We start from the raw sequence: 24,344 nt of genomic DNA, 5'->3' as shown, positions 1-24,344 counted from the left end.
CTCGTTCATTATCGCGACGGCATTTTGCTGAGAGTTCGAGCTGCAGCAACCAACCTCTATGGCGAGCGGCTGTCTGTCCCGTCAAGCAAGCTTTCGCTCGAAAGCATTCGAGACTTGCTTCGGCTTTCAAGAGAAGTGGTGCTGACGAGCTTGGCGAATCAGCCGACAAATGATTCTTTAGGGCACGGCTCCGAATCAAAATTGGCGAGCTCGCGTGGTTCGCTGGGAGGAGAGCCATGAGGTCGGATCTCGTGACGGGGAGCCACCTGTGTCGCAGAGCCGTAATTTACATTCGGCAGTCCACGCCTCATCAGGTGATGACCAACCAGGAGAGCCTGCGACTGCAGTATGCACTGCGACAGCGAGCCACCGATCTCGGTTGGGATGATACCAATGTTGATGTCGTTGATGCCGACCTTGGATTGAGTGGATCGACAGCAGCGCATCGCGAGGGCTTCAAGGACGTTATCGCTCGCGTCACGTTGGGTGAAATCGGAATCATTCTCTCCTACGAGGTGACGCGTCTCGCGCGCAACTGCTCTGATTGGTACCCGCTACTCGATCTGTGCGGCTACCGGCAATGCCTCATTGCGGATCGCGACGGCGTCTACGATCCTGGCTCAACCAATGGGCGCCTGTTACTCGGCTTAAAGGGCACAATCTCCGAAGTGGAGTTGCACACTCTGCGCGGTCGTCTGACGGCGGGGCTGCGCGCCAAGGCCGAGCGCGGCGAGTTGACGTTACTGTTACCGGCGGGTTTGGAACGTGACGCCAATGGCGTGGCATCGAAGGATCCAAGCAGGGAGGTGCAGCAGCGGATATCACTGGTTTTCACGACGTTTCTGGAGGGAGGCTCCGTAGGCAAGGTAATCCGGTCATTCCGAGATCGTGCGCTCTCCATACCGCGGCGGGACCGGTTCGGCGATATTGCGTGGCGGACACCATCGGCCAGCATGATTTCCGGAATTTTGAGGAATCCGGCCTATGCTGGCGCTTTCGTCTATGGCCGTACCAGGTCCTGCCGCACGACCTATGCAAGTGGTAAACTGAAGACGGCCCGCTGCCCAATGGCAGAGTGGAAGGTAGTAGTAAAGGACCGCTATCCTGCATACATCGATTGGGATGGCTTTGAGCGGATCCAGGCCATGTTGCGCGACAACCATGCCGAATACCAACGCAATCAAACGCGTGGCGTGCCCCGAGAGGGGCCGCTATCTTGCAGGGCATCACCTGGTGCGGCCGGTGCGGCCACAAGATGTCGATACAATACAAGGGCGGGTCTCGCTACGTCTGCAATGCCCTGTTGAACCACCAAGGCAAGACGCTATGCCAGCATCTTCCCGCCGATCCGATCGACGCACAGGTGGTGGCTGCATTCTTTGCAGCGATCGCTCCCGCTGAGGTGGAGGCCTGGAGGCGTGCGCTCAATGCGCGGCAGCAGACTGACGAAGCGCTTGATCGCGCCGAAGAGCAGCAGGTTGAGCGACTGCGCTATCAGGCGCTCCTGGCCGAACGACAGTATAATCGGGTCGATCCTGACAATCGCCTCATCGCCGCTGAGCTGGAGCGACGATGGGAAAAAGCGTTACGCGAACTCCGGCAGGCTGAAGAGGCGCTGACCACCCGCCGAGCCACGAAGAGCAAATCAGCCATGTTGACCCCAGAGGAGCAGAATGAGTTTCTTGCGCTTGGTCCACACTTGCCTGAGCTCTGGCGGCGGCCTGATGTGAGCCGGGCAGATAAGAAGCAGTTATTACGAACGCTGATTGACAAGGTTGTTCTCCACCGCATCACGCGCGATCGAATCGCGGTCCGGATCGTCTGGTGTGGTGGCGAGATATCCGAATTGGAAGTCGAGCCGAGGGTCCATGCCCTGCATGCTCTAACTCGAGGGACTGAGATGCAAGCACGGATCCTTGAGCTGGCCCGCCAGGGTTTCGATGATGCCGAAATCGCCAACACCTTGACCCAGGAGGGGCACCGCTCACCGCGCCGAAATTATGTTCCAGTACGAACCGTTCAGATCGTGCGGCAGCGCCATCGCGTACTGCAGGACGGCGTCGCAACGCGTGCTCGTCACATTGCTGGCTGGCTGCCGGTGACCGCAATGGCAAAGCGTTTGGGAGTTTCGAGTTCTTGGATCAAGCGACGTATCCGCAGCGGCACCATTGATATCCAGCGCGATCCTTGGGACAAGCGATTCCTCTTTCCTGATACGGAAGCCAGCATTGTCGCATTGCGAGAGCTTAAAACAGGAGCTCGAGATCACCTCGTTTTCGACCCGAGAGCAAACAAATGAAGGTATCAACATGATCGATCGTAAAGCCGCTCGCCATCCGCAATGAGCACACCGAATACCGAGCACAGTTCGAGAAGCTGATGCCAGTCCCGGTTGTTGCGGGCCAAGCGAGAAGCGTCGAGACTCACCACAAGACCTGCGTTGCCAAGGCCGATCTCGGCGATGAGCTTCTGGAAACCATGGCGATCCACGCCGCCAGCGCCGGATTTGCCCAGATCCTCGTCAATCACCTGGACGCGCTCAGGCGGCCAGCCCAGACCGATGGCACGATCGACAAGGCGGTACTGCAGCTCGGTGCTCTCCTGATGTTGGCGCACCTGGTTCACGGATGACTGCCGCACGTAGACGTAGGCCAACTTGGCTCGGTGTGCGGTCGTGAGCCGCTCGTCAGCGATGTTCGATCTGATCAGCACGACCCAGTCCCCTTCCGGGCGTGCCGGGGATCGCTTGCATTCGCCGCATCAGCGCGGCGATTGTTTGAGCAATCTGCGTTTGCGTCGCGGTCGACAGATTCGGCCAAAGGCGCGGAATGTCGGCTGTCGGATGGCCGGAGGGATTTGCTAACGCCGGCAGGGGTCGATACGCAACGTGACCTGGAAGCGGTCGGTGGGGCATCGCGAATCACCTTCTCGTTGAGAAGGCCCAGACTCGCGCTCAAATGTTGCATCAATGGGATCAGCGTACGCACACTGATGCGCGGCAGATCGGCGCGACTGTTCGTGAACTTCTTCCAACCCTCGTTCAAATTGATAGCCAAGCAGCGCGACGGTGCTCGTGTGCGCAAGACATACAGCGCGCCGGCAACGCCACACCAGCGCTTGGCCGCCGACGCCCGCACGCCCGACGCGGTTCGCCACCATCTCCAAGAAATCTATGCCACTCTCGACCCGGTCGCGTTGTTGCGCGACATCCGCGGCGCGCAGGAACGCCTCGCGGCGCTCGCGGATACCCAGCCAATCGCCCATCCTGCTGCGGCATCGCAATCGATCGATCTCTTCCTGGCAAGCCTACGAACCGCCTGGAAGGACGGAGCTATGCGGCCGACGGATCGGCCAATCGTGAAACCGAAAAAGAGGCCGGCGTCGTCCCGACCCGCTCATCGGGGCAACGCTAGATTTGCGAAAATGGTTTGAAGCCGAGCCCTGGCGGACTGGTAGCGAACTGCTCTCCCGGTTGCAGGTGGAATATCCTGGAGCCTATCCGAACAAGCTTCTTCGAACGCTTCAACGTCGGCTTAAATCCTGGCGCAGCGAGCAAGCGAACGCGTTATTGTTCGTTCCTGCGGAGAAAACGCTGCTGGGGCGCGAGGGCACAACAACCCAATGATGTGCCAGATGCCAGAGGAGGAGGCCGGGCGCTCCGAAACCCCGGCCATCTCCGCACCCGGCCTCCTCCTCAACCCTGGCCGGGAGCAAATTAAATGAGGCAACCGATCGCACTCGGGAGCATCGATATGTGAGGCAATACGACCTCTCTCCCAGATCGTCGCGCTACATTCGCGCCTGCGCCATGGACGCCGTACCCCGTCGCTACGGCTGTTCTACCATAGGCGTAGGCTCCGCCGTAGACCGGGTTCTCGACCATCCTGTGGAGGGTCGCGTAGCTGGGCCGCCGCCAGGCTGTGTCGCCGTTCGGCTGCTTCACCGGAAGGTCGAGGCTGTGCTCATGGAACCACAGCAGCGCCTGCCGCGCGCTCCCGAGTTCCTCGATCTTGTCGAAGACGAGCGTAATGGCGTCCTGCACACGCCGATCCGGATCCTTCTCGTAGCGATCACCGACTTTCACAAAACCGACCGGCGTGGCCGCAACCAGTTCGCCGCGGCGGGCCTTCTCGTAGCGTGCCGAGAGCGAACGTTGTCGTAAAAGGTCCAGCTCATACTCGTTGAGGCTTCCCTTCAACCCCAGAAGCAGTCGGTCGTTGCCGTGCCGCGGAGCATAGATAGTTTCCTGGTCAACCAGCACCGTGTCGACGACGCGACTGAAATGGACCCGCGAAGCGGGACCGGTTGAACCGGCTTGTTAGTTGAAACTGATCGCTCCTGATCCCTTTCTATCACGCAGCCAGAGATTCTGTCTGCTGCTGTTGCTGTGGGCATGTGGTCAACGCGTCAGCGTTGTCCACCATGTCCACAGCCTTCGCGGCCTGCATCCGTTCGCGCCAGACCGCCATCGGCGTGCGATAGCCGAGGGACTGATGAAGGCGACGATCGTTGTAGAAGGCGATCCAGCTCGCGATCCCTGCCTTGGCCTCGCGGCCGTCGGCATAGCCCTTGAGATAGATGTCCTCATGCTTGAGAGACCGCCACAGCCGCTCGATGAAGACGTTGTCCATCCAACGACCGCGGCCATCCATGGAGATCTTGATCTTTGCGGCCGCCAGCGCGCCGGTGAAGGCCACGCTGGTGAACTGGCTGCCCTGGTCGGTGTTGAAAATCTCCGGCGTGCCGTACTTCGCCAGCGCCTCTTCCAGAGCCGTCACGCAGAACGAGACCTCCATCGTATTCGACAACCGCCACGCCAGAACCGCACGGCTCGCCCAGTCGATGATGGCGACGAGATAGAGAAAGCCGCGGCCGATGGGCAGATACGTGATGTCGGCCGCCCATACCTGGTTCGGCCGGTCGATCGTCATGTTGCGCAGCAGATAGGGATAGATCTTGTGGCCCGGCGCCGGCTTTGTCGTGTTCGGCTTCGGTCCCAGCGCCGCGATGCCCATCTTGCGCATCAACCGCTGCACGCGCTTGCGATTGATCTGAAGCCCCTCAGTCTTCAGCATCGCGGTCATCCGCCGCGAGCCCAGGAATGGCCAGGCGGTGAACAGCTCGTCGATCCGCTGCATCAGGGCAAGGTCGTTGTCGTTGGCCGGCCGTGGCGGCCGGTAGACCCCAGAACGGGCGATGCCAAGCAACATGCATTGCCGGCGGATCGACAGCGCCTGGTCGGCGCGATCGAGCATTCCTCGACGGTCCGGCGTGCTCATCTTCCGGACCTCCGCGCTAAAAAATCGCGCTCGACTGTCAGTTGTCCAATCTTGGCGTGCAGCTTCTCGATCTCGCGTTCGCGCGTTTCCTCGCTCTCGCGCCCGACACCCGCGTCAAAAGCCCGGGCCGCCTGGTCCAGCAGCTGCTTCTTCCAGGCATAGATCTGGTTTGGGTGAACCTCATAGCGCTGGGCCAGATCGGCCACCGTCGCCTGCTCCCGCACGGCTTCCAGCGCGATCTTTGCCTTCAACGCCGCGTCGATCTTCCGTCGTGTCTTCTTCGTCATCATGCCCTCCGTCTATCAAACGGAGCGGCCCTTTTCCAACTTAGCCTCTGGTCCCAAAACCGGGGTCCATTTCACTGGCAAACAGGTCGGACCGTGATCCACTAAACCTGAATGGTTCTTCGGGCTTCGAGCCCTCTCGGAAAATGAGGCGTGGATCAGCGAATTCCATCAGGGCCAGCAGGTATCTCACCTGCACAAACAGGCCGGATATAAAACTGCAACCGTATTCTGTGTAGCATCTCATCTAAGCGAGACTTGGCAAGCGGGAGGCGTCCATATAAAGGACCATGACCCCAGCGATGCATCAACGGCTAACAATCGTAGATAAGCCGCGCTCGCCCCGTCTCCGGTCGAGTCGCCCGGGGGAATTTCACCCCAGGCGCTCACGAATCCGGACGTGAAGCTCGCGCTTCATCCGGCTTCTATCATCCAGCCGTTGGTCTGATGCCGACTTTCCACAGATACAGCAGGCTTGGCGCTCGTTTTGCGAGACGTCCTAGCCAGTATATGGCCGCAGTTTTCCGGCGCTTGAACCTTTATATTTCCCCATCACCCACCGGGTGAGCACCATGTTGACGTGACGAAGGACGTTGACGCACTCCGAGCGGTAATACCGCCCGTAGTAGTTCAGCCATCCTCTCGCGACAGGGTCGATCAGTTTGGCTAGGTCTTCCAGCGTTTGGTTGCTCCTGCTTGTCACCCGCCATTCGCGGATAGCCTGCCGGATTCCCTTGGCTGCCTTGCGGCTGATGGCCGGTGCGAAGCTGACAAACTTCTCACCCTTGCTGTCCCGAGCTTTGCGCGGCCGGAACGTGTAGCCGAGGAAGTCGAACGTGATTTGCTCGTACCCCCGCTCCGATTGTTGTCCTTGCAGTAGACGATCCGGGTTTTCTCCGGGTGGAGTTCCAGACCGCACTCGGCAAGGCGATTACGGATCGCTCCCAGTACGGCTTTGGCCTCCTCCTCACTCCTGCAATGGACGATCGCATCATCAGCGAATCTTTCGAAGCGCAGGTGTGAGAAGGTCCGTTGCATCCATGCATCGAAACAATAATGCATGAAGAGATTGGAGAGTACGGGCGAGACGACAGAACCCTGAGGGGTTCCTCGTGTTCGCTCGTCGCGGGTCCCGTCTTTCCGCTCCACGGTGGCTTGCAGCCACCGTCTGACGTAGAGACGAACCCAGCCCAATTCCACATGGTGGGCTACAGCTTTTTCCATCAGGTCCCATGGAATCGTATCGAAGAACGACTTGATGTCCAAGTCTATGACCCAATCGAATTTCCAGCAGCGCTCGCGCGCCTTCCCCACCGCATCGAGCGCAGAGCGTCCGGGCCGATAGCCGTAAGAGTCGGGGTGGAAGACTGGCTCCACTTCCTTTTCTATGACCATCTTTGCGACTGTCTGGGCCACTCGGTCTCCGACGGCGGGAATGCCGAGTTTCCTGACACTCTTGCCATCGGATTTGGGGATTTCCACGAGACGAACAGGCGGTGGAAAATACGTCCCCGACGACATGCGATTCCAGACCTTGTAGAGATTCCTCTTCAGGTCCTTTTCGAACGCCGCGACGGAGACGCCATCCACGCCCGCGGCCCCTTGGTTTGCTTTGACCTGTTTCCAAGCCTGCCAAACAAGGTGCTTGGAGATATCATACGGCTTTGCCTCGGACATCAGTTCATCCCCATTGCGGGTTGGCTGTTGTCGTTGGCCAGATGATCGGGTCCCTTCGCTCCACCTGCATTACCAGGCTTCATCACTACTGCGAACCCGTCCGCCCCTGCGCCGTGCATCGGTACTCTCCCTCAGCGGTGCTGCCGCTTTCAGGTTCTCCCTTGGCATCACGACCCAGGTTCCCACGTTCCGTGTAAGAGCCTGCCATCAGGATCGCGCCGCCTCTACACCGGTCGTCACCCATCCAGTAACCAGGCTCCCGATCGGCTTGCTCCCAAGGAAGGGTTGAACCCTTGGTTTCGACAACGTCTGTACTGGTTTTCGATGCTTCATCGGCGGTTCGCTTCCGCTCGCCTTCCTGAGGCTTACCTGACGGGCTTGCGCCCGCCTTTTCCAACAACGCTCACCACCTCGACCGTTGTGTCGAAGCAGCTTGTGGTGGTTTGGACTCTGATCCTGCAATCCGAGCCCGAGGGGCCTACCCTCATCTCCTGCACAGCAAGGCTGCTTGAAGGTTTTAGGTCAATTGATCTACCTCCTTCTTCGCGCCGTCGTGGCGCACCAACCCGACCAGCTCCAACGGGGCAAGCGCTACCGCCGGGCCAAGTGGAGAGCAAGGAAGCAAGGAGGTGGCTTGACATCAAACCGCAATTAAAGGGCCGATTGACAGCGACACTGTGCAACGGGCAACATCGAAGCCTTCGCGCTTGAGCTGGCGCCAGACCTTGCGCACGCCATAGACGGAGAAGTTCTGATCGAACACTCGCCGAACCTCGATCTTCAGGGCTGCATCCTGCCTGGCGCGGGCCGACAGCCTGGCCGGATCGCGCCGCTTGGCGACATGGGCGTGGTAGGTCGAGGGGGCGATCGGCAAGACCTTGCAGATCGGCTCGACCCCATGCGCCCCACGATGATCGTCGATGAAGGCGATCATGGCTTGGACCGGCGGTCGAGCTCCGCCATCGCAAAATACGCGCTTGCCTTGCGCAGGATCTCGTTGGCCTGCCGAAGCTCGCGGTTCTCCCGTTCGAGGGCCTTCAGCTTCTCGGCCATGTCGGTCGGAGCGCCGGCCCGCTGCCCGCTGTCGATCTCGGCCTTCCTGACCCAGTCATGCAGCGTCTGCGGCGTGCAGCCAATCTTGGCGGCAATCGATGTCACCGCCGCCCAGCGAGAGGGGTGCTCGTTCGCGTGATCCAGAACCATCCGTACCGCTCGGGCCCGGACCTCGGGTGAAAACTTGTTCGTCGTCTTGCTCGTCATGGCTCCATCCTCTCAGGAGTTGGAGCCTCCGGCAAACCCGGCGCGGTTCAGCATACGTTTCCGCCTGTGCCCTATGAACCCTTTATTCGGCGCCCGTCGCTGACTGGCCAAGAGCCGTTGATAGGCATCGAGCCAGAACTTGGCGGTTCGCCGGGACATTCATCATAGTTATGTGGTCACCTGGAATTGGAACGGCATGAATGGCCTCCGCACTCAAAATTCGGTCCCACCCCGCAAAGGCGAGCGTGCTTCTGGACCTATAGAATTTTTGCGAGATCGTGCCCGGTGGCGAAGAGGTTCATTGGCATAGAACTGGTATACCTCGATTGGGAGGGACGGAACTTGATACGAGTCCAGCGCCCGTTGGAACTGTATGGCCCTTTCATACGTCAGGATGTCATTGTGCAGGTTGCGATCGAAAGGGATCACTCCAATTTTCTGTGCCTTTTCAAGGAATTGAGAAATTGAACTTCGTCCAGAGAAGCGTTCAAGTAGTTCGAACCTCTCGTCGTCTGGTTCGAGAGATTCCAGGAGCACTTCTTGTACCATTTGGGTGGGCGATACGCGTGATGGACGCGAAGATAGCACAACGTCAATTAGAGCGATGAATGAAACAGCTTCGTCTTGATCCAGTAACCGTTGCGCAATTGCGTAAGCCAAAATTCCTCCTGATGAGTATCCAGCGAGGCGATATGGACCTCGTGGCTGGATCTTTCGGATTGCCAAATTGAGTTGCGAGGCCATCTCTTTAAGAGTTGGAAATTGAACTTCACTAAATGGCGGCCATGGCAAAGCGTAGACAGGACATCCTGTGTCCATCTCCTGCACCAAACTAAGGACATAGGAGCAATCGCCCAAACCTGTGGGAACAAAGAACAGCGGCGGCTGCGATCCGGTTTCTCGAGAAACACAAATCACTCCCGAGCTGCTGGGCTGTGGTTCCAAATGAATCTTTGATGCAAGTTCCTTTAGAACGGGGCTTGGAAGAGGTCGGCGGCGCTGAACTTGAGCCCGAGATCGAGTGCGCGACTGAGCAACTGCACCGCCAGCAGCGAGTGGCCGCCCAGTTCGAAGAAGTGGTCGTGCCGCCCGACCCGCTCTAGCCCCAGAAGCTCCGCCCAGAGCGTTGCCAGCGCGGTCTCGATCTCGCCTTGCGGCGGCTCGTAGCTCCGCCGCGCATACGCCTCATCCTCCGGTGCCGGCAGCGCCTGGCGGTCCAGCTTGCCGTTCGGCGTCAAGGGCAGTGCCGCAACCCGCACAAACGCACTCGGCACCATGTAGTCCGGCAGGTGCGCACTCACATGCGCGCGCAACGCGCCGGCCAGCGCGCCGCCATCCGGCCCGTTCGAAGCTGCTTCAGGCGCACACACCACATAGCCGACAAGGTGTTTATCGCCGCTGCGGTCCTCGCGCGCCACCACCACCGCCTCGCGCACCAAGGCATGCTCGCAAAGCCGCGCCGCGATCTCACCCGGCTCGATCCGGAAGCCGCGGATCTTCACCTGCTCGTCGTTGCGGCCCAAGAACTCCAGATTGCCGTCCGGCAGATAGCGCGCCAGATCCCCGGTCTTGTACAGCCGGTCGCCTGCCACAAAGGGGCTGGCGATGAACCGCGCCGCCGTCAGCTCCGGCCGGTTCAGATAGCCGCGCGCAACGCCGGCCCCGCCAATGTAAAGCTCACCCACCGCCCCGAACGGAACAGGCGCGCCATGACCGTCCAGAAGATACACCTGCGTGTTCGCGATTGGACGGCCAATCGTCTCAACGACAGCCTCTCCCCTCGGCATGCAAATCCAGGTCGAGTACGTCGTTGTCTCGGAAGGTGCGTACAGATTACAAAGCTTCTCGATCCGACTGCTCTCGAAGATCTTCTCGATCAGACCTGCCTTCAGCCGCTCACCCGCCAGATTGATGATGCTTGCCGAAGCCGGCACTGCGTTCTTGTCGAGCAGAGCGGCGAGCGCCGAAGGCACTGTGTTGATCAGCGTGACATCCAATGACGTTTGCGCCAGCGCCAGCGCATTGTCGACAACATACAGGGTGCCGCCTTGCGACAGCGGAACGAAGCACTCATAGACCGACAGGTCAAAACTGATCGAGGTGGAGAACAGCATGCGGCTGATCTCTGATTCCGCAAACACGGCACTGCTCCACTGCAGCAGGTTCACGGTGCTCGCATGCTCGACCATGACGCCCTTGGGGGTGCCTGATGATCCCGAGGTGTAGATCACATAGGCGAGGTGGCGTGAGCTCAGGCCGAGCGCGCGCGGGTCCGGATCGGAGGCCGGCAGGTTCGCCCAGGCCGGCGTTGCCGTGTCGAGATCCACCACCGTCCTATCGAGCAGCGCCTCGCAGCCCAGCGCGGCACGGCCGGCCGCATCAGCCAGCACCAGCGGCGGCGCCGCATCCTCAAGAACCTGCTTGAGCCGCGCGCTCGGATAGGCCGGGTCCAGCGGCAGATACGCCCCGCCCGCCTTCAGGATCGCCAAAAGCCCCACCACCATCGCCACGCTGCGCGCAAGGCAGATCGCCACCGGCTGATCCGGCCTCACCCCGAGCCCGGTCAGATGATGCGCCAGACGGTTGGCCCGCGCATTGAGCTCGCCATAGCTCACGCGCTCCTCCGCACAGACCACCGCCACCGCCTCCGGCGCCCTGGCTACCTGCGCCTCAAACAGCTCGTGGATGCACGCCTCCGACGGATACGCCGCCGCCGTCCGGTTCAGCTCCTCCAGCAGATACGCCCGCTCAGCGGCCGGCAGGATGTCCAGCTCGCGCACCGGCGTGTTCGGCGCCCGCTCCAGCGCCTCCGCCAGCTGCTCGAGCGTCCGCTGCATGTAGCCGCAGACCCGATCCGCTGAGACGCCTTCCGCCACCTGCGCCGTCACCCCGAGCGCCTCGCCAAAGTCCTCCACCGACAAGGTCAGCGGATAGTTGGTGCGCTCCTCCCCGCCCAGCCATTCCACGCCGGATAGCCCATCGTCGGCGCCGGCGCCGGAGATTGCCGCCGGCATGTTGTGGCGGTAGTTCAACAGCGAACTGAACAGCGGCGCCGGCGCCGCAACGCCGCTGCAGCGTTGCGCCAAGGCCAGCGAGGCATGTTCATGCGCCAGCAGCTCGGAAAGCCGGGCGTGCGTGGTCCGCACGCTCGCCTCGACCCCGCTTCCGTCCAGGTCAAGCCGCAGCGGCAGGGTGTTGATGAACAGCCCCATGGTGCGGTCGCCACCGGCGCCGCCATGCATGCGGCCGAACAGCACCGTGCCGAACACCACCTGCTCGCGGCCGCTGCTGCGCGCCACCACCTGGCCCCAGGCCAGATGGCACAGGCTCGCCAGGCTCACCCCAAGCCGCCGTGCCTGCACCCGCAGCCGCGCGTTGAGCGCCTGCGGCAGCATCCGCTGCGCCTCACGGGCCCCGCTGCCGTCGCCGTGGACCTCGCGCAAGCCAAACGGCGTGCTCGGCTCGTCGATGTCGGCCAGCATCGTCCGGAAGAACTCTTCGTGCGCCTTTGCATCAACGCCCAGCCGTGCCGCCGCCACCAGGTTGCGGAACGGCTGTGGTGCGCTCAGCTCATGCTCTCGTCCCTCCAGCACGGCCCGGACCTCGGCATGCATCACCTCCAGCGTCGTGTGATCCCCGATCAAATGGTGCTGCAGCTGCAGCAGCAGCCAGCGCGCGCCGCCCGCCTCGCGCGCGATCACAAACCGCAACAGCGGCGCCCGGCCAAGCTCGATACGCTGCCGGCGCGGATCAAACCTCAGCCGGAGCTCATCGGGGCCGGGACCATCACAGCCAGCCAGCGCGACCTCGCTCACCCCCAGTGGCGCATTGCGCCACACCACCTGGGCCGGGCGCGACAGGCCTTCCCAGACAAACGACGTCCTCAGGATATCGTGCCGGTCCACCACCCGCTGAACCGCACCAAGATAGCGCTCCAATAGCCCACGGTCGGCGAACGCCATCTGACTGACCAGCAGGTACGGATCGCCCTGGCCGGCCAACAGATGATGGAACAGGATGCCGTCCTGCAGCGGCGACAAGCCATAAATGTCCTGGATGTTGCCGGCCCCACCCGGCACCGTGGCGACGATCCGGTCGATCTCGCCCTGCGTAAGCTCGATCAGCGGCAGCATCTCTGGCGTGATCGCCGTACTCTGCTCGCTGATCAGGTTGGCCGGGACCGCCACCTCCTGATGGCTGCCAAGGCTCGCCGCCAGATCCGCCAGCACCGGCTTGGCGAACAGGGTGCGCACCTCGACCCCAAGCGACAGCCGCCGCAGCCGCTCCATCAGTTGCACCGCCAGCAGCGAGTGGCCGCCCAGTTCGAAGAAGTGGTCGTGCCGACCGACCCGCTCTAGCCCCAGAAGCTCCGCCCAGAGCGTTGCCAGCGCGGTCTCGATCTCGCCTTGCGGCGGCTCGTAGCTCCGCCGCGCATACGCCTCATCCTCCGGTGCCGGCAGCGCCTGGCGGTCCAGCTTGCCGTTCGGCGTCAAGGGCAGTGCCGCAACCCGCACAAACGCACTCGGCACCATGTAGTCCGGCAGGTGCGCACTCACATGCGCGCGCAACGCGCCGGCCAGCGCGCCGCCATCCGGCCCGTTCGAAGCTGCTTCAGGCGCACACACCACATAGCCGACAAGGTGTTTATCGCCGCTGCGGTCCTCGCGCGCCACCACCACCGCCTCGCGCACCAAGGCATGCTCGCAAAGCCGCGCCGCGATCTCACCCGGCTCGATCCGGAAGCCGCGGATCTTCACCTGCTCGTCGTTGCGGCCCAAGAACTCCAGATTGCCGTCCGGCAGATAGCGCGCCAGATCCCCGGTCTTGTACAGCCGGTCGCCATCCACAAACGGGCTGGCGATGAACCGCTCCGCCGTCAGCTCCGGCCGGTTCAGATAGCCGCGCGCAACGCCGGCCCCGCCGATGTAAAGCTCTCCCACCGCCCCGAACGGAACAGGCGCGCCATGACCGTCCAGAAGATACACCTGCGTGTTCGCGATTGGACGGCCAATATGCGGCACAGCGTTGTCGCTGAAGAGCCGTCCTGAGGTCGCCACGACCGTCACTTCGGAAGGTGCCGTACAGTTGTTTAAAGCTTCGAGCCGCTGGTAGAGGCCGAGGCACACGCTGGAGACGATCCCCGCCTTCAGCCGCTCACCCGCCAATTGTAGGATTTATCAGCTTATCTTCTAACGCGATTGTCGAGCAGAGCGGCGTGATCAAAAAGGCGACGTCCAGCGATTGATCACGCCACATTTCAACAGATGGCCAGCTCCCGCTGATTGTCGACAACATAGCAATCGCTGCGGTTACATAACGCAGACCATAGCTCCCAACTGCTGGCATCGAATGCGATCGAGGTGAATGCGCAGCAGGTATCTCGCTGCGGACAAAACGTTTGCACATGCCATGCTAGCAAGATTGGCCGGTGCTCGATGCTCGACCATGACGCCCTTGGGGGTGCCTGATGATCCCGAGGTGTAGATCACATAGGCGAGGTGGCGTGAGCTCAGGCCGAGCGCGCGCGGGTCCGGATCGGAGGCCGGCAGGTTCGCCCAGGCCGGCGTTGCCGTGTCGAGGTCCACCACCGTCCTATCGAGCAGCGCCTCGCAGCCCAGCGCGGCACGGCCGGCCGCATCGGCCAGCACCAGCGGCGGCGCCGCGTCGTCGAGCACCTGGCGCAGCCGCGCCGACGGATAGGCCGGATCCAGCGGCAGATACGCGCCCCCCGCCTTGAGGATCGCCAAAAGCCCCACCACCATCGCCGGACTGCGCGCAAGGCAGATCGCCACCGGCTGATCCGGCCTCACCCCGAGCCCGGTCAGATGATGCGCCAGACGGTTGGCCCGCGCATTGAGCTCGCCATAGCTCACGCGCTCCTCCGCACAGACCACCGCCTCCGCCTCCGGCGCCCTGGCTACCTGCGCCTCGAACAGCTCGTGGATGCACTTGTCCGACGGATACGCCGCCGCCGTCCGGTTCAGCTCCTCCAGCAGATACGCCCGCTCAGCGGCCGGCAGCAGCCCAATCCGGCTCACCGGCTGCTCTGCATCGGCAACCATCGCCCGCAGCAGCGCCAGCAGATAACCGCACTGCCGCGCAATGCTCGCTTGATCGAACAGCGCGGTCGCATAGCCCAGCATTCCGGCGATGACCTCGCCATGCTCGCTTAAGTTCAGCTCCAGATCAAACTTGACCTGATCGTACCCATTCCCCACCATCTCCACCATCAGCCCGGGAAGATCGAAGGATCCACCGGCGTTGTTCCCCCAGGCCAGCATCACCTGGAACACCGGCGTGTGATCAAGACGCCGGGGCGGCTGCACAATCTCCACCACCTGCTCAAACGGCAGGTCCTGATGCTCCTGCGCCGCCAAGGCCGTGCGCCGCGTCCGCTCCAACAGCTCCGCCACGCTCGGCTCGCCCGACAGGTCGAGGCGAAGTGCCAGGGTGTTGACGAAGAAGCCAATCAGCTCTTCGATCTCACGGCGACCGCGATTGGCAGTCGGCACCCCGATCACGATGTCGTCCTGCCCCGATAGACGCGACAGCACCGCCGCCCACGCCGCCAACACCGTCGTGAACAAGGTCGTGCCATGCTGCCGGCTCAGCCGCCTCAAGCCCCGCGTCAGATCTGCATCGATCACGACAGGCACACTGGCTCCGGCAAAGGACTGTTGCGCCGGCCGCGGCCGGTCCGTTGGCAACGCCAGGCGCGCCGGCGCGCCAGACAGGGTGTTGCGCCAATACTGCGCCTGGTTCGAGAGCCGCTCGCCCGAGAGCCACTGCCGCTGCCAGGCGGCATAGTCCGGATACTGGATCGCAAGCGGCGGCAGCGGATCGTCTTGTCCGGCCTCAAACGCCCGGTACAGCTGACTGAGTTCACGCGCCAACACGCCCAGCGACCAGCCATCCGAGACAATGTGATGCTGGGTCAGCAGGAAGACGTGCTCCTCGTCCGACAGCCGGATCAGCCGGCCGCGGATCAGCGGGCCGCGCGCCAGAGCGAACGGCGTGCGCGCCTCTTCCTGGCACAAATCCAAAAGCGCCTCGTCTGCATCCGGCATACCCTGCAGATCGTGCTCCATGACCGGCAGCCCCGCATCCGGCGGCAGAACCTCAACCGAGGGCTTGCCCTCCGAGGCGACAAAGATGCTGCGCAGTGCCTCATGACGCGCCAACACACGGTCAAGGCTGCGCTGCCAGGCGCTGCGGTCGAGCACGCCGCGCAGCCGCCACGCCAACGGCATGTGATAGGTCGTGCTGGTCTCATCCAGCTGCGCCAAAAACCACAGCCGCTGCTGCGCAAACGACAGCACCAGGGGCGCTTCGCGCGACCCGCCGACCATCGCCGGCAGGTGTTGCGGACCGGAGCGGCTCAACTCCTCCACGATGCTCACCGCCAGATCGGCTAGCACCGGTTTGGCAAACAACGTCCTCAGCGGCAGCTCTACACCCAGCGCCTGCGACAGCCGGCTCAACAGCCGCACCGCCAGCAGCGAGTGGCCGCCCAGTTCGAAGAAGTGGTCGTGCCGACCGACCCGCTCTAGCCCCAGAAGCTCCGCCCAGAGCGTTGCCAGCGCGGTCTCGATCTCGCCTTGCGGCGGCTCGTAGCTCCGCCGCGCATACGCCTCATCCTCCGGTGCCGGCAGCGCCTGGCGGTCCAGCTTGCCGTTCGGCGTCAAGGGCAGTGCCGCAACCCGCACAAACGCACTCGGCACCATGTAGTCCGGCAGGTGTGCACTCACATGCGCGCGCAACGCGCCGGCCAGCGCGCCGCCATCCGGCCCGTTCGAAGCTGCTTCAGGCGCACACACCACATAGCCGACAAGGTGTTTATCGCCGCTGCGGTCCTCGCGCGCCACCACCACCGCCTCGCGCACCAAGGCATGCTCGCAAAGCCGCGCCGCGATCTCACCCGGCTCGATCCGGAAGCCGCGGATCTTCACCTGCTCGTCGTTGCGGCCCAAGAACTCCAGATTGCCGTCCGGCAGATAGCGCGCCAGATCCCCGGTCTTGTACAGCCGGTCGCCTGCCACAAAGGGGCTGGCGATGAACCGCGCCGCCGTCAGCTCCGGCCGGTTCAGATAGCCGCGCGCAACGCCGGCCCCGCCGATGTAAAGCTCGCCCACCGCCCCGAACGGAACAGGCGCACCGTAACCGTCAAGCAGATACACCCGCGTGTTCGCAATGACGCCAATCGTCTCAACGACAGCCCGAGGCGGCGGTTCGACGGCAGATCCGGTTGGTGACATGTGGTGGTTTCAGATGCGCGTAAAGGTTATTGATCTTCTCTACGCGACTGCTCTCGAACGCCTTCTCTATGAGGCCTACCTTCAGCCGCTCGCCGCACGAAAATCACGCTTGCGGAAACCGGCACTGCGTTCTTGTCGAGCAGAGCGGCGAGCGCCGAAGGCACTGTGTTGATCAGCGTGACATCCAGATGACGTTTGCGCCAGCGCCAGCGCATTGTCGACAACATACAGGGTGCCGCCTTGCGACAGCGGAACAAGCACTCATAGACCGAGAGGTCAAAACGAGAAGGAATGAGAACAGGCACGGCATGATCTCATGTTCCGCAAACACGGCACTGCTCCACGAACAAGCGCACGGTGCTCGCATGCTCGACCATGACGCCCTTGGGGGTGCCTGATGATCCCGAGGTGTAGATCACATAGGCGAGGTGGCGTGAGCTCAGGCCGAGCGCGCGCGGGTCCGGATCGGAGGCCGGCAGGTTCGCCCAGGCCGGCGTTGCCGTGTCGAGGTCCACCACCGTCCTATCGAGCAGCGCCTCGCAGCCCAGCGCGGCACGGCCGGCCGCATCGGCCAGCACCAGCGGCGGCGCCGCGTCGTCAAGCACCTGGCGCAGCCGCGCCGACGGATAGGCCGGATCCAGCGGCAGATACGCGCCCCCGCCTTCAGGATCGCCAAAAGCCCCACCACCATCGCCGGACTGCGCGCAAGGCAGATCGCCACCGGCTGATCCGGCCTCACCCCGAGCCCGGTCAGATGATGCGCCAGACGGTTGGCCCGCGCATTGAGCTCGCCATAGCTCACGCGCTCCTCCGCACAGACCACCGCCTCCGCCTCCGGCGCCCTGGCTACCTGCGCCTCAAACAGCTCGTGGATGCACGCCTCCGACGGATACGCCGCCGCCGTCCGGTTCAGCTCCTCCAGCAGATACGCCCGCTCAGCGGCCGGCAGGATCCGTCTCACCGGCTGCTCTGCATCGGCAACCATCGCCCGCAGCAGCGCCAGCGAATAACCGCCAGCTGCTCGCGCAATGCTCGCTTGTAGCCGATCGAACAGCGCGGTCGCATAGCCCAGCATTCCGGCGATGACCTCGCCATGCTCGCTTAAGTTCAGCTCCAGATCAAACTTGACCTGATCGTACCCATTCCCCACCATCTCCACCATCAGCCCGGGAAGATCGAAGGATCCACCGGCGTTGTTCTCCCAAGCCAGCATCACCTGGAACAACGGCGTGTGATCAAGATGAACTGAACAGCGGCGCCGGCGCCGCGCCGGGCCGCAACGATCTCCACCACCTGCTCAAACAGCGAGGTCCTGATGCGCCTGCACCGCCAAGACCGTGCGCCGCGTCCGCGCCAACAGCTCCGCCACGCTCGGCTCGCCCGACGTCCAGGTCGAGGCGAACCGCCAGGGTGTTGACGAAGAAGCCAATCAGCTCTTCGATCTCACGGCGACCGCGATGCATGCGCTCAGCACCCCGATCACGATGTCGTCCTGCCCCGATAGACGCGACAGCACCGCCGCCCACGCCGCCATGGCACCGTCGTGAACAAGGTCGTGCCATGCTGCCGGCTCAGCCGCCTCAAGCCCCGCGTCAGATCTGCATCGATCACGACAGGCACACTGGCTCCGGCAAAGGACTGTTGCGCCGGCCGCGGCCGGTCCGTTGGCAACGCCAGACGTGCCGGAGCGCCCGACAGGGTGTTGCGCCAATACTGCGCCTGGTTCGAGAGCCGTTCGCCCAGCCACTGCCGCTGCCAGGCGGCATAGTCCGATACTGGATCGCAAGCGGCGGCAGCGGATCGTCCTCTCCAGCCTCAAACGCCCGGTACAGCTGATTGAGCTCACGCGCCAACACGCCCAGCGACCAGCCATCCGAGACAATGTGATGCTGGGTCAGCAGGAAGACGTGCTCCTCGTCCGACAGCCGGATCAGCCGGCCCCGGATCAGCGGGCCGCGTGCCAGAGCGAACGGCGTGCGCGCCTCTTCCTGGCACAGATCCAAAAGCGCCTCGTCTGCATCCGGCATACCCTGCAGATCGTGCTCTCAGGATGACCGGCAGCCCCGCATCCGGCGGCTGATCTCAACCCGGGGCTTGCCCTCCGAGGCGACAAAGATGCTGCGCAGCGCCTCATGACGCGCCAACACACGGTCAAGGCTGCGCTGCCAGCGATGCGATCGAGCACGCCGCGCAGCCGCCACGCCAGCGGCATGTGATAGGTCGTGCTATCCTGATTCAGCTGCGCCAAAAACCACAGCCGCTGCTGCGCAAACGCAGCACCAGCGGCGCTTCGCGCGACCCGCCGACCATCGCCGATCAGGTGTTGCGGACCGGAGCGGCTCTGACTCCTCCCGACGCTCGCCGCCAGATCGGCCAGCACCGGTTTGGCAAACAACGTCCTGCGCAGCTCGACCCCAAGCGACGCCTGCGACAGCCGGCTCCAACAGCCGCACCGCCAGCAGCGACTGGCCGCCCAGTTCGAAGAAGTGGTCGTGCCGCCCGACCCGCTCTAGCCCCAGAAGCTCCGCCCAGAGCGTTGCCAGCGCGGTCTCGATCTCGCCTTGCGGCGGCTCGTAGCTCCGCCGCGCATACGCCTCATCCTCCGGTGCCGGCAGCGCCTGGCGGTCCAGCTTGCCGTTCGGCGTCAAGGGCAGTGCCGCAACCCGCACAAACGCACTCGGCACCATGTAGTCCGGCAGGTGCGCACTCACATGCGCGCGCAACGCGCCGGCCAGCGCGCCGCCATCCGGCCCGTTCGAAGCTGCTTCAGGCGCACACACCACATAGCCGACAAGGTGTTTATCGCCGCTGCGGTCCTCGCGCGCCACCACCACCGCCTCGCGCACCAAGGCATGCTCGCAAAGCCGCGCCGCGATCTCACCCGGCTCGATCCGGAAGCCGCGGATCTTCACCTGCTCGTCGTTGCGGCCCAAGAACTCCAGATTGCCGTCCGGCAGATAGCGCGCCAGATCCCCGGTCTTGTACAGCCGGTCGCCTGCCACAAAGGGGCTGGCGATGAACCGCGCCGCCGTCAGCTCCGGCCGGTTCAGATAGCCGCGCGCAACGCCGGCCCCGCCGATGTAGAGCTCGCCTGCCGCCCCGAACGGAACAGGCGCGCCATGACCGTCCAGAAGATACACCCGCGTGTTCGCAATCGGACGGCCAATCGGGACAACCGACCCATCAAAATCAACGGGGCAACTCCACGCGGTGACGTCGATCGCAGCTTCCGTCGGACCGTATAGATTGTGCAGGCCGGTCCAAGGCAATAGTCGCCGAACCTGATGCACACTGGCCGCAGGAAGCGCCTCGCCACTGCAGATGAGACGCTGCAGCGATGTGCAGCGATCAACACCCTTCGTATCCATAAAGCTGACCAGCATGGATGGGACGAAGTGAGCCGTCGTGATGTGTTCTCTGATGATCAAGTCGACCAATGCATCGGGATCTTTGTGCGCACCCGCAGGCGCCAGCACCAGGGTCGCCCCTTCAAGCAGCGTCCAGAAGAACTCCCAGACCGAGACATCGAAGCCGAATGGCGTCTTCTGCAAGAGGACATCAGTCGCCTTGAGACCAAAGGCTCTTTGCATCCAGATCAAGCGATTGACGATAGCCCGATGCTCATTCTGTGCCCCCTTGGGGGTGCCTGATGATCCCGAGGTGTAGATCACATAGGCGAGGTGGCGTGAGCTCAGGCCGAGCGCGCGCGGGTCCGGATCGGAGGCCGGCAGGTTCGCCCAGGCCGGCGTTGCCGTGTCGAGGTCCACCACCGTCCTATCGAGCAGCGCCTCGCAGCCCAGCGCGGCACGGCCGGCCGCATCGGCCAGCACCAGCGGCGGCGCCGCATCGTCAAGAACCTGCTTGAGCCGCGCGCTCGGATAGGCCGGGTCCAGCGGCAGATACGCCCGCCCGCCTTGAGGATCGCCAAAAGCCCCACCACCATCGCCACGCTGCGCGCAAGGCAGATCGCCACCGGCTGATCCGGCCTCACCCCGAGCCCGGTCAGATGATGCGCCAGACGGTTGGCCCGCGCATTGAGCTCGCCATAGCTCACGCGCTCCTCCGCACAGACCACCGCCACCGCCTCCGGCGCCCTGGCTACCTGCGCCTCAAACAGCTCGTGGATGCACGCCTCCGACGGATACGCCGCCGCCGTCCGGTTCAGCTCCTCCAGCAGATACGCCCGCTCAGCGGCCGGCAGGATGTCCAGCTCGCGCACCGGCGTGTTCGGCGCCCGCTCCAGCGCCTCCGCCAGCTGCTCGAGCGTCCGCTGCATGTAGCCGCAGACCCGATCCGCTGAGACGCCTTCCGCCACCTGCGCCGTCACCCCGAGCGCCTCGCCAAAGTCCTCCACCGACAAGGTCAGCGGATAGTTGGTGCGCTCCTCCCCGCCCAGCCATTCCACGCCGGATAGCCCATCGTCGGCGCCGGCGCCGGAGCATGCCGCCGGCATGTTGTGGCGGTAGTTCAACAGCGAACTGAACAGCGGCGCCGGCGCCGCAACGCCGCTGCAGCGTTGCGCCAAGGCCAGCGAGGCATGTTCATGCGCCAGCAGCTCGGAAAGCCGGGCGTGCGTGGTCCGCACGCTCGCCTCGACCCCGCTTCCGTCCAGGTCAAGCCGCAGCGGCAGGGTGTTGATGAACAGCCCCATGGTGCGGTCGCCACCGGCGCCGCCATGCATGCGGCCGAACAGCACCGTGCCGAACACCACCTGCTCGCGGCCGCTGCTGCGCGCCACCACCTGGCCCCAGGCCAGATGGCACAGGCTCGCCAGGCTCACCCCAAGCCGCCGTGCCTGCACCCGCAGCCGCGCGTTGAGCGCCTGCGGCAGCATCCGCTGCGCCTCACGGGCCCCGCTGCCGTCGCCGTGGACCTCGCGCAAGCCAAACGGCGTGCTCGGCTCGTCGATGTCGGCCAGCATCGTCCGGAAGAACTCTTCGTGCGCCTTTGCATCAACGCCCAGCCGTGCCGCCGCCACCAGGTTGCGGAACGGCTGTGGTGCGCTCAGCTCATGCTCGTCCCTCCAGCACGGCCCGGACCTCGGCATGCATCACCTCCAGCGTCGTGTGATCCCCGATCAAATGGTGCTGCAGCTGCAGCAGCAGCCAGCGCGCGCCGCCCGCCTCGCGCGCGATCACAAACCGCAACAGCGGCGCCCGGCCAAGCTCGATACGCTGCCGGCGCGGATCAAACCTCAGCCGGAGCTCATCGGGGCCGGGACCATCACAGCCAGCCAGCGCGACCTCACTCACCCCCAGTGGCGCATTGCGCCACACCACCTGGGCCGGGCGCGACAGGCCTTCCCAGACAAACGACGTCCTCAGGATATCGTGCCGGTCCACCACCCGCTGAACCGCACCAAGATAGCGCTCCAATAGCCCACGGTCGGCGAACGCCATCTGACTGACCAGCAGGTACGGATCGCCCTGGCCGGCCAACAGATGATGGAACAGGATGCCGTCCTGCAGCGGCGACAAGCCATAAATGTCCTGGATGTTGCCGGCCCCACCCGGCACCGTGGCGACGATCCGGTCGATCTCGCCCTGCGTAAGCTCGATCAGCGGCAGCATCTCTGGCGTGATCGCCGTACTCTGCTCGCTGATCAGGTTGGCCGGGACCGCCACCTCCTGATGGCTGCCAAGGCTCGCCGCCAGATCCGCCAGCACCGGCTTGGCGAACAGGGTGCGCACCTCGACCCCAAGCGACAGCCGCCGCAGCCGCTCCATCAGTTGCACCGCCAGCAGCGAGTGGCCGCCCAGTTCGAAGAAGTGGTCGTGCCGACCGACCCGCTCTAGCCCCAGAAGCTCCGCCCAGAGCGTTGCCAGCGCGGTCTCGATCTCGCCTTGCGGCGGCTCGTAGCTCCGCCGCGCATACGCCTCATCCTCCGGTGCCGGCAGCGCCTGGCGGTCCAGCTTGCCGTTCGGCGTCAAGGGCAGTGCCGCAACCCGCACAAACGCACTCGGCACCATGTAGTCCGGCAGGTGCGCACTCACATGCGCGCGCAACGCGCCGGCCAGCGCGCCGCCATCCGGCCCGTTCGAAGCTGCTTCAGGCGCACACACCACATAGCCGACAAGGTGTTTATCGCCGCTGCGGTCCTCGCGCGCCACCACCACCGCCTCGCGCACCAAGGCATGCTCGCAAAGCCGCGCCGCGATCTCACCCGGCTCGATCCGGAAGCCGCGGATCTTCACCTGCTCGTCGTTGCGGCCCAAGAACTCCAGATTGCCGTCCGGCAGATAGCGCGCCAGATCCCCGGTCTTGTACAGCCGGTCGCCATCCACAAACGGGCTGGCGATGAACCGCTCCGCCGTCAGCTCCGGCCGGTTCAGATAGCCGCGCGCAACGCCGGCCCCGCCGATGTAAAGCTCTCCCACCGCCCCGAACGGAACAGGCGCGCCATGACCGTCCAGAAGATACACCTGCGTGTTCGCGATTGGACGGCCAATATGCGGCACAGCGTTGTCGCTGAAGAGCCGTCCTGAGGTCGCCACGACCGTCACTTCGGTAGGGCCGTAGTTGTTTATTAGCTTGAGAGCCGCTGGTAGAGGCCCAGGCACACGCTGGAGACGATCCCCGCCAATAAGCAAGTACTCCAATGTAGGATTTATCAGCTTATCTTCTAACGCGATTGTAGCGAGCGGCGTGATCAAAAAGGCGACGTCCAGCGATTGATCACGCCACCATTTCAACAGATGGAGAGAATCTCCCGCTGATGCTCTGGGCGGGAGCAGCAATCTGCTGCGGTTACATAACGCAGACCATAGCTCCCAACTGCTGGCATCGAATGCGACTCCAGCCGTGAATGCGCAGCAGGTATCTCGCTGCGGACAAAACGTTTGCACATGCCATGCTACAAGATTGGCCAAACCCCGATGCTCGACCATGACGCCCTTGGGGGTGCCTGATGATCCCGAGGTGTAGATCACATAGGCGAGGTGGCGTGAGCTCAGGCCGAGCGCGCGCGGGTCCGGATCGGAGGCCGGCAGGTTCGCCCAGGCCGGCGTTGCCGTGTCGAGATCCACCACCGTCCTATCGAGCAGCGCCTCGCAGCCCAGCGCGGCACGGCCGGCCGCATCGGCCAGCACCAGCGGCGGCGCCGCGTCGTCGAGCACCTGGCGCAGCCGCGCCGACGGATAGGCCGGATCCAGCGGCAGATACGCGCCCCCCGCCTTGAGGATCGCCAAAAGCCCCACCACCATCGCCACGCTGCGCGCAAGGCAGATCGCCACCGGCTGATCCGGCCTCACCCCGAGCCCGGTCAGATGATGCGCCAGACGGTTGGCCCGCGCATTGAGCTCGCCATAGCTCACGCGCTCCTCCGCACAGACCACCGCCACCGCCTCCGGCGCCCTGGCTACCTGCGCCTCAAACAGCTCGTGGATGCACTTGTCCGACGGATACGCCGCCGCCGTCCGGTTCAGCTCCTCCAGCAGATACGCCCGCTCAGCGGCCGGCAGGATGTCCAGCTCGCGCACCGGCGTGTTCGGCGCCCGCTCCAGCGCCTCCGCCAGCTGCTCGAGCGTCCGCTGCATGTAGCCGCAGACCCGATCCGCTGAGACGCCTTCCGCCACCTGCGCCGTCACCCG

The 24,344-nt window shown here is 63.9% G+C and carries 7 protein-coding genes, 4 pseudogenes and 1 other annotated feature; of the genes and pseudogenes, 3 read left to right on the top strand and 8 right to left on the bottom strand.

Translation table 11 applies throughout. The annotated features are described in order from the left end of the window. Positions 1-317 precede the first annotated feature (317 nt). Positions 318-1,307 carry a recombinase family protein gene (locus NLN62_RS53930; protein WP_371933192.1) on the top strand — a complete coding sequence of 330 codons (990 nt, stop codon included), beginning with the start codon at positions 318-320 and terminating at the stop codon, positions 1,305-1,307. Continuing rightward, entirely contained in the window at positions 1,217-2,299 is a 1,083-nt protein-coding gene (locus NLN62_RS53925; protein WP_371933191.1) for a zinc ribbon domain-containing protein, read from the top strand. Before NLN62_RS53930 ends, NLN62_RS53925 begins: the two co-directional genes overlap by 91 nt. A gap of 5 nt (positions 2,300-2,304) precedes the next feature. On the opposite strand, the gene NLN62_RS51700 is transcribed toward NLN62_RS53925, so the two are convergent. Further along, positions 2,305-2,655 (bottom strand): recombinase family protein, encoded by a 351-nt coding sequence (locus NLN62_RS51700; RefSeq protein ID WP_254114333.1) that lies wholly within the window; start codon positions 2,653-2,655, stop codon positions 2,305-2,307. Between the two features lie 345 nt (positions 2,656-3,000). Here NLN62_RS51700 and NLN62_RS51695 point away from each other — a divergent pair. Next, positions 3,001-3,625: pseudogene (locus tag NLN62_RS51695) on the top strand (ISNCY family transposase); the annotation flags it as partial. Positions 3,626-3,769: 144 nt separating this feature from the next. Here NLN62_RS51695 and NLN62_RS51690 read toward each other — a convergent pair. The 7 genes and pseudogenes from NLN62_RS51690 to NLN62_RS53915 all read right to left on the bottom strand — a co-directional run. Further along, a pseudogene (locus NLN62_RS51690) lies at positions 3,770-4,288 on the bottom strand (recombinase family protein); the annotation flags it as partial. A gap of 64 nt (positions 4,289-4,352) precedes the next feature. Then, a protein-coding gene (locus tag NLN62_RS51685) for an IS3 family transposase (RefSeq protein ID WP_254107226.1) occupies positions 4,353-5,566 on the bottom strand; the annotation gives its coding sequence in 2 pieces (ribosomal slippage) (positions 4,353-5,290 and positions 5,290-5,566; 1,215 coding nt in all). A gap of 496 nt (positions 5,567-6,062) precedes the next feature. Next, a complete protein-coding gene (locus NLN62_RS53920) occupies positions 6,063-6,266 on the bottom strand; it encodes a group II intron maturase-specific domain-containing protein (protein WP_371933190.1) in 204 nt (67 codons plus the stop codon). Further along, positions 6,263-7,240, bottom strand: a complete 978-nt coding sequence (gene ltrA, locus NLN62_RS51680; RefSeq protein WP_371933189.1) for a group II intron reverse transcriptase/maturase — start codon at positions 7,238-7,240, stop codon at positions 6,263-6,265. The genes NLN62_RS53920 and ltrA overlap by 4 nt, the downstream gene beginning before the upstream one ends. A gap of 670 nt (positions 7,241-7,910) precedes the next feature. Next, positions 7,911-8,500 (bottom strand): annotated as a pseudogene (locus NLN62_RS51675) (transposase); the annotation flags it as partial. After that, positions 8,100-8,216, bottom strand: a sequence feature (AL1L pseudoknot). (Overlaps the previous pseudogene by 117 nt.) A gap of 213 nt (positions 8,501-8,713) precedes the next feature. Next, a complete protein-coding gene (locus NLN62_RS51670) occupies positions 8,714-9,328 on the bottom strand; it encodes a thioesterase domain-containing protein (protein WP_254114388.1) in 615 nt (204 codons plus the stop codon). A gap of 140 nt (positions 9,329-9,468) precedes the next feature. Beyond that, positions 9,469-24,329: pseudogene (locus NLN62_RS53915) on the bottom strand (amino acid adenylation domain-containing protein). Between the last annotated feature and the right edge of the window lie 15 nt (positions 24,330-24,344).

The sequence above is a fragment of the Bradyrhizobium sp. CCGUVB23 genome (genome assembly GCF_024199885.1).
Classification (GTDB): Bacteria; Pseudomonadota; Alphaproteobacteria; order Rhizobiales; family Xanthobacteraceae; genus Bradyrhizobium.
This window is presented reverse-complemented; position numbering and strand designations above follow the sequence as displayed.

Excerpts from the sequence above, each read along its gene's own strand:
- ltrA (WP_371933189.1), bottom strand. The coding sequence starts at position 7,240 with ATGTCCGAGGCAAAGCCGTATGATATCTCCAAGCACCTTGTTTGGCAG.
- NLN62_RS53930 (WP_371933192.1), top strand. The coding sequence starts at position 318 with ATGACCAACCAGGAGAGCCTGCGACTGCAGTATGCACTGCGACAGCGA.